Annotated in this window: 10 protein-coding genes; all 10 read left to right on the top strand. The window is 33.9% G+C overall.

The window, feature by feature from the left end; all coding sequences use genetic code 11:
• Nucleotides 1-9 precede the first annotated feature (9 nt).
• The 10 genes from D8M06_RS05755 to D8M06_RS05710 all read left to right on the top strand — a co-directional run bounded on the left by D8M06_RS05755 (nt 10) and on the right by D8M06_RS05710 (nt 12,260).
• Nucleotides 10-417 (top strand): acyl-CoA thioesterase, encoded by a 408-nt coding sequence (locus D8M06_RS05755; RefSeq protein ID WP_121203435.1) that lies wholly within the window; start codon nt 10-12, stop codon nt 415-417.
• Nucleotides 418-436: 19 nt separating this feature from the next.
• Complete coding sequence (locus tag D8M06_RS05750) at nt 437-1,213, top strand: enoyl-CoA hydratase/isomerase family protein (protein ID WP_121203434.1); 777 nt, start codon at nt 437-439, stop codon at nt 1,211-1,213.
• A gap of 17 nt (nt 1,214-1,230) precedes the next feature.
• Nucleotides 1,231-2,061 (top strand): crotonase/enoyl-CoA hydratase family protein, encoded by an 831-nt coding sequence (locus tag D8M06_RS05745; protein WP_206613284.1) that lies wholly within the window; start codon nt 1,231-1,233, stop codon nt 2,059-2,061.
• Between the two features lie 48 nt (nt 2,062-2,109).
• Nucleotides 2,110-3,132, top strand: coding sequence for a phosphotransferase family protein (locus D8M06_RS05740; RefSeq protein WP_241558846.1), 1,023 nt, complete (start codon nt 2,110-2,112; stop codon nt 3,130-3,132).
• Nucleotides 3,133-3,168: 36 nt separating this feature from the next.
• Nucleotides 3,169-4,392 carry an acyl-CoA dehydrogenase family protein gene (locus D8M06_RS05735; protein WP_121203432.1) on the top strand — a complete coding sequence of 408 codons (1,224 nt, stop codon included), beginning with the start codon at nt 3,169-3,171 and terminating at the stop codon, nt 4,390-4,392.
• An 849-nt stretch (nt 4,393-5,241) separates the two neighbouring features.
• Nucleotides 5,242-6,228 (top strand): NADPH:quinone oxidoreductase family protein, encoded by a 987-nt coding sequence (locus tag D8M06_RS05730; RefSeq protein ID WP_121203431.1) that lies wholly within the window; start codon nt 5,242-5,244, stop codon nt 6,226-6,228.
• 1,114 nt (nt 6,229-7,342) lie between these two features.
• A complete protein-coding gene (locus tag D8M06_RS05725) occupies nt 7,343-9,022 on the top strand; it encodes a sigma-54 interaction domain-containing protein (protein WP_241558845.1) in 1,680 nt (559 codons plus the stop codon).
• Nucleotides 9,023-9,034: 12 nt separating this feature from the next.
• A complete protein-coding gene (locus tag D8M06_RS05720) occupies nt 9,035-9,970 on the top strand; it encodes a ketopantoate reductase family protein (protein WP_121203430.1) in 936 nt (311 codons plus the stop codon).
• Nucleotides 9,971-10,028: 58 nt separating this feature from the next.
• Nucleotides 10,029-10,814, top strand: coding sequence for an MBL fold metallo-hydrolase (locus D8M06_RS05715; protein WP_241558844.1), 786 nt, complete (start codon nt 10,029-10,031; stop codon nt 10,812-10,814).
• A gap of 297 nt (nt 10,815-11,111) precedes the next feature.
• Entirely contained in the window at nt 11,112-12,260 is a 1,149-nt protein-coding gene (locus D8M06_RS05710) for an acyl-CoA dehydrogenase family protein (protein WP_121203428.1), read from the top strand.
• Nucleotides 12,261-12,277: the final 17 nt, after the last annotated feature.

The following is a 12,277-nucleotide window of genomic DNA, read 5'->3' as shown; positions in this document are numbered from 1 at the left end:
GGAGGCCTGATGTACAGTACAATTATTGAACCAAGAGTATCTGAGACCGATGCATTGGGACATATTAACAACACCTCTCTTCCTGTTTGGTTTGAAGCGGCTAGAAACCCAATTTTTAAATTGTTTACACCGGATATGTCATTTACAAAATGGACTTTGATACTTGTAAACATCAATATAAATTATAAGGATCAAATTTACTTTGGCGACAATGTTCAAATCTATACGTGGGTAAATCGAATAGGAACCTCGAGTTTGGAGTTATATCAAGAAGCATATCAAAACGATAGACTATGTGTTACAGGTAATACTGTTTACGTTAACTATAATTTGAATGCTCATAAATCTACGCCAATTCCTAACTACATTAGGACTGAATTGGAAAATCACATGCATAAAAAGGAAAATGTAAAATAATTGTATGGGAGAGAAACTGATGTTTGATCTTATTACTGTAAGTGTGGATAAACAAAGAGGATTTATTAGAATGAATAGACCAGATAAACGGAATGCTCTATCAGAAGAGACGGTAAAACAAGTAATTAACGCCTTAAAGGATTTGGAAAAGGATCCGGAGGTTAAGGTTATTATTTTATCTGGAGAGGGCCCTGCTTTTAGTGCAGGTGGAGATGTTTCTGAAATGGATAAACATAATAATTTAGCAGAATCAATGGCATGGATGAAACAAGCATCCGAGTTGACCCAGACAATTGCTAATTTGGATAAATATGTGATTGCAGCAGTCCATGGTTTTGCAGCAGGTGCGGGATTCAGTGTTGCGTTAGCTTCCGATTTTATTATCGCAGAGAAATCTACCAAATTTATTTGCAGTTTTACCAATGTAGGGCTTGTACCAGATTTGGGATTAACCAAATTGTTAACGGAAAGACTTCCGTTAACAATTGCAAAAGAATGGATCGCTACCGCTAAGCCAATTTCTGCAGAAACTTTGTACGAAAAAGGATTAGTGAACAGACTAACCAATGAAGGTGTGGTTAGAGAAGCAGTAGAATTTACTCAATCCATTATAGATGGCCCACCACTTAGTCACTTAATTGGTAAAAAGATTCTAAATGTTGTAAAGGACACCAACTTAGATGCTGCACTAATTCATGAAAGCATTGCTCAGGTCTTACTAAATAGTACAAGTGACCATAAGGAAGGGATTTCAGCATTTTTGGAGAAACGTCCTCCTTCATTTGAAGGGAGGTAATAAAGGGAGTGTTTAAGGTGAAAACTTTAAAAACAACTTTACAGAACGGTATATTAACGATAACTTTGGCTAGACCACAACAGTTAAATGCCTTTAATGGAGAAATGTTAAGTGAGTTTATTGAGGTGCTTGATAATGCAGACACTGATGATGCAGTTAAGGTAGTTGTTGTCACTGGAGAAGGTAAGGCATTTTGTGCTGGGGCTGATCTAGAGAAAGGTGGAGCAACATTTAATTATGATGAAAATCCCGAAGAATTCCGTGATGAAGGAGGACTATTAACTCTTAGATTATATGAAATGAAAAAGCCTGTAATAGCAGCAATAAATGGTCCCGCAGTTGGTGTAGGAATAACAATGACACTGCCTATGGATATAAGAATTGCATCATCAAGAGCGAAGATGGGATTTGTATTTACAAGGAGGGGGATTGTTCCTGAATCTTGTAGTAGTTGGTTCTTGCCGAAAATTGTAGGAATAAGTAAAGCAAGTTATTGGGTATTAACAGGGAATATATTTAAGGCAGAAGAAGCGGTAGAAGCAGGGTTAGTTTCTGAACTAGTACCACCAGAACAATTACTAGATCGTGCTTATGAAATTGCAAGTGAAATCGTAGAAAATACTTCAGCTATTTCAGTGACATTATCAAAACAGTTATTATGGAGAATGTCTCAAACGGAACATCCAATTGATGCCCATTTACTTGAATCCAAGTTAATTCAGTGGACCGGTAGCAGAGCTGACGCTAAAGAAGGAGTTACATCATTCTTAGAGAAAAGAAAAGCAAAATTCACTATGAAGGTAAGTAAAGATATGCCAGATTTTTATCCTTGGTGGGAAAAAAGCTAAAAGAAATATTCGCTAAGGGGAAAAATTAAAAGAATAGGATGAGTATTGGTGACTAATATAAATTGGGAAAAAGTAGAGACATATTTAAAATCTAGCATTGATGGATTATCGAGCGAGAAAATGATAGTAAATAAATTTTCAGAAGGATTTTCTAACCTAACCTTTTTAGTTGAAATTGGAGAGTGGAAAGCTGTTCTAAGAAGAGCACCCGCAGGATACGTTCCGCCCAAAGCTCACGATATGAAAAGAGAATATAATATATTAAAAAAGATTCATCCTGTATTTCCTTTAGCCCCTGAGCCATATATCTTCTGTGATGATAATACTATTATGGATAAACCATTTTATTTAATGGAAAAGAAAGATGGAGTAGTTATTGATGGTGAAATGCCAAGTAACTATCAAAATAATATAATTGCAAAAGAAAGTATTTCGAATAGTGTAGTTTCTACCTTGGTTAAGCTTCACAATATCAATTATAAAAATGCAAATTTGAGGGACATAGGAAAACCAAGTGGATATCTTGAAAGGCAGGTGAATGGCTGGATAAAAAGATATTCAAAATCTAAAACGGATGAAATTCATGTAGTTAATGAGCTTGAAGAATGGTTCCTTCAACATATTCCTACTCAACATGAAGCTACTATTGTTCATAATGACTTTAAATTAAACAACATGATTTTTGATAATGATTTACCAGGAAAAATAACAGGTGTTCTTGATTGGGAATTATCAACTATTGGTGATCCACTGACCGATTTAGGATCTACTTTAGTTTGTTGGGGGGGAAAGGGAGATCCAAATATAGGTATAGATATGGTTACTGACCAACCTGGATTTTATTCACGAAGGAGATTTTTAGAGGAATATGCCTATAGAAGTGGTCGTGATGTTCAAGATATCAATTATTATTTGGCTTTTGGATTTTATAAACTAGCAGTTATCCAACAACAATTACATTATCGTTGGAAAATAGGGGAAGTCGAAGATAATAGGTTAGAAGCTTTAAAAGAAAGTATAAGTAATCTTATGATGTTAGCGCACAAAACAGTCCATAACGAAATTATATAAGTAATAATAAATGATAAAAACGAAGGGGTAATAAAATTGCATTATAAATTATCTGATTATGCTGAAGATATAAAAAAAAGACTAAAACAATTTATGAAAGAGTTTATTTTACCCAATGAAAAAAAATACGAAGAACAATTAAATGAAACCAATACTCGATGGACAGTTCCACCTATAATGGAAGAACTGAAGAACGAGGCCAAGAAACAAGACTTATGGAATCTCTTTATAACGAAGAGATATGGTGGAGAATTAAGCCTTGTTGAATATGCTCAACTATGCGAGATTATGGGCCAATCATTACTTGCGCCAGAGGTTTTTAACTGCAGTGCACCAGATACCGGAAATATGGAAGTTTTAATGGAGTTTGGAACTTCAGAACAAAAAAAACAGTGGCTCGACCCTTTACTTGAAGGGAAAATAAGATCTTGTTTTTCTATGACTGAACCGTCTGTGGCTTCTTCAGATGCGACAAATATTCAAGGTGAAATGTATCGAGATGGTGACGAATATGTGATAAATGCACGTAAATGGTGGAGTACTGGTGCTTTATATCCTAATTGTAAAGTAGCCATCGTAATGGTGAAAAGTGATACAAAAGCAGAAAAACATAGACAACAATCAATGATATTAGTTCCATTAGATACTCCGGGAGTAGAAATTAAAAGATTCTTGCCTGTATTCGGGTATGATGATGCTCCGCATGGCCATGCAGAAATACATTATAACAACGTACGGGTTCCAGCATCAAATCTAATTGGTGAAGAAGGAGATGGTTTTAAAATTGCACAGGCAAGACTTGGTGGTGGAAGAATACACCATTGTATGCGAGCGATTGGAGCCTCAGAAAGAGCGGTTCATTTACTAATAGAAAGAGCAAGTCAAAGAGTAGCTTTTGGAACAAAGCTTGCTGATAAAGCTGTCATTCGTGAAGCTATTGCTGAATCACGAATTGAAATTGAACAAGGTAGACAGTTGGTATATTTAGCAGCAGAAAAGATTGATGATGAAGGTGCTAAAGCAGCAAGAAAGCTAATAGCTATGGCAAAAATATCTGCACCAAGAGTTGCGCTAAATGTAATAGACAGGGCTATTCAAGTATTCGGAGGTGCAGGAGTTTCTGATGATGTTCCGTTAGCTGCTCTTTGGGCTTATGCTAGAACTTTACGAATTGTAGATGGACCGGATCAAGTTCATTTGAAAGATATTGCAAAGCTCGAATTAAGAGAAAATATGCCGATGGTAACTATTACAAAATAATATAATTGTGGGGGAATATTTGCAAAATAACTCATTAAATGAAATTAAAAAATCTTTAAATCTACTAGTTATAGTTGCCTATTATGTTTCTAATCTTAAATCCAGATATGGTAAGTAATGCCTGTAAGTCTTGTATTATAGGTTCATTTCCTGTTTTGAATACTCGTACTTCTTTAATACTAGTAGATTGGATAAAAAATAGTTTCCGAACTAAAAAGAATGAATAAAGAAATTCCAAATTAAAGTAGTACCTTGGGCAATTAACTTTATTACACATTCGTCAAACAAAAGATACTATGAATATTTTGAATTAATAAAGAATATAGTTGCCAATAGTGACTACATCACTAGTTGACCTTTAACCTGTTGTGGAAGTTGTTCATGAATATGGTGGTATTGTATTAACTGATGTTATAAATATTAAATGTGTGAAGAAGAAAGGATCGGATGGTCTTATATTAGTTGCAAGTGGTGCATGAGGTCATGGCACTTATAAACCGTTAGCTTTTGTACATGAAATTAGAAATTTTTGGAGGTTCTAGTAATTTTGGCAGGAGAGATGTCTAGTAGTGGAGAAGATATTCTTGCTGCTGAAATATAGGGCGCAGAATATGCTTGTATGGATATCAAATTCATAAATTCCGAATAGAATTCGGCAACATTTAATTGCAAAGAGGTAATTAATGATCCCTCAATGTAAAGGTATGGAAAGATATGGGGTGCCGGTCAAGGTGTAGGGAGTATAAATATGGCTCAATCTGTTGCGGATAAAAATGTAAAAGCAATCAATAGAATTGAAGAACTAAATAATAAGTGTGATAAGATTAATTTACAAAGGAATGTAGTTAAATGAAAAGATGGGAAGTAGTAAAGTTAGGTAAACCAGAGGAGTCTTTAAGACTGAATAAAGTAGAAATACCTGCTATAGAAAAGAATAAAAATGAAGTTTTAATCAAGGTAGAATCTGCTGCGATGAATTTTTTTGACATATTGCAGTGTAAAGGGGAATATCAGGAAAGACATCCATTGCCTTTTACACCAGGTGCGGAGTTATCAGGAATAGTAATGAGTGAAGATGATACAGTGTATAAAAAAGGGCAACGTGTACTAGCTGCACCTAGTCTCCCAAATGGTGCCTATAGTGAATGGATAAAAGTGGAGGGAGACAAAGTATTCTCTATTCCTGATACGATGACTTTTAATGAAGCCGCATCCATGTTTATCACATATCAAACTGGTTACTACGCACTATTGCAATGTGCACAAATTAAAAGAGGTGAAACGCTTCTTGTGCATGCAGGGTCAGGTGGAGTTGGTTCTGCAGCAATTCAATTAGGTAAAGCGTTTGGTGCACGAGTCATAGCCACTGCAGGTAGTGAAGAAAAAATCCGGATTTGTAAAGAAATAGGTGCGGATATAGTTATAAATTATAAGAAAGAAGATTTCGTAAAAATTGTTAAAGAATCGACTAATGGAAAAGGTGCAGACGTTATTTTCGATCCCGTTGGAGGCGACACTTTTGACCGATCACGTAAATGTATTGCTTTTAATGGGAGATTGCTAATAATAGGATTTGCTAGTGGGAGAATAGCAAAAGCGCCAGCAAACCATCTGCTCGTGAAAAATTATTCCGCAGTAGGGGTCCATTGGGGATATTTTTGGAAATTGTATCCTGAAAAGGTGAATGAAAATCACACAAAACTTGTAGAACTATACAATGAAGGTTTTATAAAACCACTTATATATAACGAATATTCGTTCGAACAACTACCTTTGGGATTAAAACAATTAGGACAAAGAGAAACATGGGGAAAGCTAGTTTTAAAAACTAGCTAATAATAAATATTTTTAACCACAGGTCTACCACTGTAATTAAAACTTGTTGAGTTGGAACATAAAAGTCTCCTAACGTTGTAATAGAATTTGGCCGCCAAAATTTTCTTAAATATTTGACAATTGGAACGGGGAGAAATAATATCCAGCAACACCTTAGATTAATAAATTGAAGAAGACTGAAGTTTCATGAGCTACAAAAAAGAAAATAGTTAAACAAAATTCGATAAAAATCTAAATCAGTAGCTGAGGAATTGGACTAAGTTAGTGGAAGCAGTGTTATTTATGATAAATCAAACAGTACTACTGGCTTAGTTTTTAGTGTGAGTAGTGGACTTAGTATGGAACAGATAGATTTTAGGTAAAGTCACCGTCATATTGACGGTGGCTTTTATTATTTTATAGGAGTGAGCTTATAGGAAAAGAACTCTTATCTAAATCATTAAATAGTGATATAATTAATAGAAAATTATTTACATTATAAATATAAAAAAGAAAATAGAATAGTGGTTGATTAAACGAATCAATTAAATTCTCTAAAGAATAGTTATCATCATATAAGTTCACTTTGGAAACTGGAAAAAATCATAATAGAAATAGTGTTAAAGAATTTTTTTTGCAAATAGATTCTATGTTGAAGGAACATAATGTGCCTAAATTTGTTTTTAATCAAATAAACATATAAATAGAGGTGGATACAAATAATCTTTTTTCAGAAACTACTATAAGTACAGATGATAAATTATTGGGAAAACTAAGAAAAAACCAATTGGAGTTAGTGATTATGTGTGGTAGAAGTGGATTGTATTTAGCGAAGGCGGTAGTTAGCACCTGTATTAGCCAATATGACGGAAAGGAGCAAGGTTGGTAAATCGTAGTCACAGATTCTTCACCAAGACGTAAGGCGTATTTATCAACGAATATTTTCTCTGTAGAAAAACTAATCTAAGAGCCAACTCCCGAGAAGATTAGGTTAGAACTAGAAATTCACTTGTATAAAGAAAAATGTAGTAGTTTAAAGTATAACTTTAAATTATTAAGAATAGTAGTTTTACTTTAACTAATTATGATTTCACAGTTAATGAAAAGATATTTATTTAACTCAGAGGGTGATGTTTTGATTGTAACTGTAAATAACAAATTTATGGAAGGGATACCAATTCCTGCTTTGATACTTGACGATAATAATATAGTTTTACATTATAATAAATCATTTAACAAGATATTGAAAAGCAACAATTTGCATGGTTTGAACATATTAAATGTTTTCTCTACTTGGACTCCTTCAACTGAGTCAAAGATTATATATGCGGAATATCGGGATAAGAATTATATATTCTTGGAAGGTTTTCTAAGTAATCCAAAACATAGATTGTTAATTGGACAAGATACAGAGGAATTATCTATGTTGAGGAAAGAGAATAAAGAATTAAAAAACCTAAACCGTGAGTTAGATGCAATCATCGAAAATTCCTATGATGGAATATACATTACAGATAAAAATGGGAAAACGTTAAAAACGAACTCTGCAATCGAGCGAATTACTAGTATACCAAAAGAGTATTATATCGGGAAAAATGTTAATGATCTGATAGGAAGAGGCATATTAAAAAATTCCGTAACAAATAAAGTTTTAGAATTAAAGAGAACGGTTTCGGTTGTTCAAAAAAATTATGCCGGTAATGAAACAATCCTAACGGGAAGCCCAGTTATAAACGAACAAGGTGAAGTAGAGAAGGTTATAACGAACATTAGGGACCTATCTGATTTAAATGAACTACAAGCGGAATTAGTTAAGGTTAATAAATTAAATGATAAGTATAAAAAAGAATTAAATCGGTTGAGAAATAAACCAGATAAACTAATGGGAATTATAACAAAAAGTGAGCAAATGAAGATAATCTATGATACAGCTTTAAGAATAGCAAATATTGATACTACTGTATTAATTCTTGGAGAGACTGGTGTTGGAAAAGATGTATTAGCAAATTATATCTTTACAAATAGTAGTAGATCGCAAGGAGGAGAATTTGTAAAGGTTAACTGTGGAGCTATTCCACCTGAGTTACTTGAATCTGAACTTTTCGGATATGAAAGTGGTGCTTTTACTGGTGCTAATAATAAAGGAAAACCTGGTATGTTTGAAATGGCAGACAAAGGCATCCTATTTTTAGATGAAATTGGTGAGCTTTCTTTACAATTACAAGTTAAATTATTACGAGTATTACAGGAGGGAGAACTCCAACGAGTTGGAGGGACGAAACCAAAGAAAATAGATGTACGCGTTATAGCAGCTACAAATCGTAACTTAAAGAATATGGTGGAAAATGGAGAATTTAGAGAAGATCTATATTATCGATTAAATGTAATCCCAATAAAGATTCCTCCTCTTAGGGAACGTAGAGATGATATTCTTCCAATGGTTCAACTATTTTTGGATCAAGTTAATGAGAAATATAAAATAAATAAAAATTTCAATTACGATCTAAAGAACTTTTTCTTGTATTATTACTGGCCCGGTAATATAAGGGAATTATCTAATTTAATTGAAAGGTTGGCAGTAACAACCTATGAAGAATTCATTACTATGGAAGATCTTCCTATTGAATATCGTCAATCAAATGATGTGACGATCAATAGTATAGTTCCACTTAAAGAAGCAGTAGAAGTTGCAGAGAAAAAAGTGTTAACATTAGCAGCTGAAAAATATGATAATACCTATGAAATTGCAAAAGCATTGGAAACGAGTCAGCCAACGATAGTAAGGAAACTAAAAAAATACAAGATATTTTTATAAGGGGATGAGTTTATGAGAATAGGAATTGTTGGTGCAGGGGCAGTAGGCAGTTTTTTTGGTGCTTTACTTGAGAAAGGTGGCCATCAAGTTACTTTTCTTGCAAGAGGAAAGCATCTGGAAATGATGCAAAAAAAGGGGTTAAGAATAAAAAAAGAAAATGATAGCTTTACAGTTCAAAGTACATTTACTGATAATCCGAAGCAATTAGAAAATGCAGAGCTTATTTTGTTTTGTGTAAAATCTAATGATACAGAAGTAATGGCAAAAAAGTTATTCCCTATATTAAATAGTAATGCTTTTATTATGACAATGCAAAATGGTGTAAATAACGAAGAAACGTTAAGAAAAATATTTGGAGTGGGTCGCACTTTTTCATGTGCTACATATATACAGTCTTCCATCATAGAACCAGGGGTTGTAAAACAACAAGGTAGAGTAGCGTTGGTAATTGGAGAGCTTGACAATTGTGCTAGTGTACAGTGTTCACAGATTGTTACCAGCTTTCAGCGAGCTGGAATTGATACAAAGCATACTAGTAATATTCTCGAGAAAAAATGGAGGAAATTTCTTTTTAATATTACTTTTAATCCATTATCAGCAATTACTACTGCAAGTATTGGCGACATTCTTGATGACAAGGATTTACGTAAAACAGCGGAGTCTGTATGTAAAGAGGCAATGGAAGTAGCTAGTAAAATAGGAATTTCAATTGATATGAATCAGACGATTGAAACAATTTTTAATAATGGGGAACGTGCGAGAGGACATAGAACATCTATGCTACAGGATCGATTAAGTGGAAAACAAATGGAAGTTGAATCGATGTGTGGATATACCATGCGAAAAGCTGAGAATTTAAATATTTCCGTACCAACCATCCAATCTTTTTATAGCATTTTAACCTATCTTAATAAACAACAATCCCTACAGAATAAAATAATAAATTAATAGAGAAAGGAATGAAATAACTATTATTGAAATTGAAGAGTTGGAAGATGTTACTTGTGTGAAGTTACAGGTAACTAGGTCTGATGGAAGAAGTAGACCGGTGTATATGTTTTTAGTAGATGGAATGCTGATTGACACCGGCTCCAGAAGTCTTGAAAAAGAGATTTTATACTTTTATAAGAAACAATTAAAAAAAATAAAATTCGTAGTACTAACACATAGTCATGAGGATCATTCTGGGACAGCATCTTGGATACAAGAAAATCTGAACCTTCCAATCTATGTTCATCCGAGAGGCATGCAAGTATGTCAAAAAAGAAGCCCCTACCCAAAATACCGAGAAGTTACTTGGGGTGCTCGAAAGGAATTTAATCCTTTACCACTTGAAAATAAACTAAAGTCATTAAATGCCGAGTGGGAAGTGATATATACTCCAGGACATGCGGATGATCATGTTGCTTTATACCATGAGCAAACCGGCCGTTTGTTTACTGGTGATTTGTTTGTTTCACCGAAAACCAAGGTGATTATGCAAACAGAATCAACCCCAGTCACAATGGATTCAATAAGAAAACTTCTAAAGTATGATTTTAAATCAATGTATTGCTCACATGCAGGTTATTTCAAGGATGGCAAAAGTAAATTGAAACAAAAGCTAGAATATTTGGAGCAATTATATAGTGAAGTGGAAAGAATGCATAAAGAGGGGCATTCCAATGTTGAGATAAATAAAAAATTATTTCAAAAAGTATACCCAATTGTAGATTTTTCTAATGGTGAATGGGATTCACTACATATCGTATCGTCGATTATTTCAGAAGTCGATAAAAAATCCTTTAGGTAAATTTAATTACTATAAAGGATTTTTTGTTGTGCAATTCAAAAATGAATTATTAATTCAAATTTGAATCATTTCTTTCTGACAAAATATTTAGTTATGATTCAATTTTGAATTTTTTTATAAAATTCAAACTTATTATGCAACTATTTAAAATTAGCGAAAAAGTTTATAAATTATTTCTAACCCTATACCAACAAGGATTGATGTTCTTTAATAGGCCTTTTGTAATCTTTATATCAGGCGTTGGCATGATTTTTGCATAATAAAGGATGAATACATATTTAAGAGGAGGAAGTAGAAATGACAATAACAATTACGGATGAACTTCAACAAATGAAAACAATGATTAAGAATTTTGTTGACAATGAGGTGGATCCATATGCACAGCAAATAGAAGATGAGGATTCTATTCCACCACATTTAATTGAAAAGGCAAAGGATCTAGGGTTATTTGGAATAAGTATACCAGAAGAACATGGTGGTATTGGTCTAGATGCTGTTGGCAAGGCAGTAGTCCTTGAACAATTGGGTAGAACACATAATGGCTTTGTTTCCCTCATAAGTGCGCATACAGGTATAGGTAGTACTGGAATTGTAAAACTAGCATCCGAATATTTAAAACAAAAGTATTTACCAGATATGGCTGCTGGAAGGAAAATTGCGGCATTCGCCTTGTCGGAACCTGGTGCAGGGTCAGATGCAACGAATCTTTCAACACAAGCTGAGAAAGATGGAGCCCAATGGGTACTAAATGGTACGAAACACTTTATTACTAATGCACCTGTAGCGGATGTATTTACTGTTTTCGCTGTAACAGATAAGGAAAAAGGTGCTAAAGGTGGTATAACAGCATTTCTAGTAGAAAAAGATTTTCCTGGTCTGATTATAGGGAAGCAAGACAAAAAGATGGGATTACGTGGTTCCTATACTGCTCAATTAATATTTGATAACTGTATCGTACCAGAAGAAAATGTAATTGGAGAAGTTGGTATGGGGTATATGAATGCTCTGAAGATATTAGGAGAAGGGCGTGTTGGCTTAGCTGCACGTGCAGTTGGTTCTTGTGATAAGTTGATCGAGATTTCTGCAAGCTATGCGAAGGAAAGAGTTCAATTTGGTAAACCGATTGCGGAAAATCAAGCGATTCAATGGATGTTAGCTGATATGGCAACAGAAACCGAAGCGGCTCGTACATTAACAATGATGGCAGCTGAAAAGATTGATTCAGGAAAAAAGGTAATTAAGGAAGCTGCTATGGCAAAATTATTTGCATCCGAAGTATTTAATAAAGTCGCAGACAAAGCAGTTCAAATCCATGGTGGAATTGGTTATATTGGCGAGTATCCAGTGGAACGTTTTTATCGTGATGCTAGAATTACCAAAATCTATGAAGGAACGAATGAGATTCAGCGACTTATTGTTGCAAGAAGAATATTAGATGAAAATTAAGCGTATAAAATAAATGG

This window comes from Oceanobacillus halophilus (assembly GCF_003628505.1).
GTDB classification, from domain to species: Bacteria; Bacillota; Bacilli; order Bacillales; family Amphibacillaceae; genus Oceanobacillus; species Oceanobacillus halophilus.
This window is presented reverse-complemented; position numbering and strand designations above follow the sequence as displayed.

What these genes read in the sequence shown, in the direction of transcription:
- D8M06_RS05750 (WP_121203434.1), top strand. Translation starts at nt 437, where the DNA reads ATGTTTGATCTTATTACTGTAAGTGTGGATAAACAAAGAGGATTTATT.
- D8M06_RS05710 (WP_121203428.1), top strand. Translation starts at nt 11,112, where the DNA reads ATGACAATAACAATTACGGATGAACTTCAACAAATGAAAACAATGATT.
- D8M06_RS05755 (WP_121203435.1), top strand. Translation starts at nt 10, where the DNA reads ATGTACAGTACAATTATTGAACCAAGAGTATCTGAGACCGATGCATTG.
- D8M06_RS05720 (WP_121203430.1), top strand. Translation starts at nt 9,035, where the DNA reads ATGAGAATAGGAATTGTTGGTGCAGGGGCAGTAGGCAGTTTTTTTGGT.
- D8M06_RS05730 (WP_121203431.1), top strand. Translation starts at nt 5,242, where the DNA reads ATGAAAAGATGGGAAGTAGTAAAGTTAGGTAAACCAGAGGAGTCTTTA.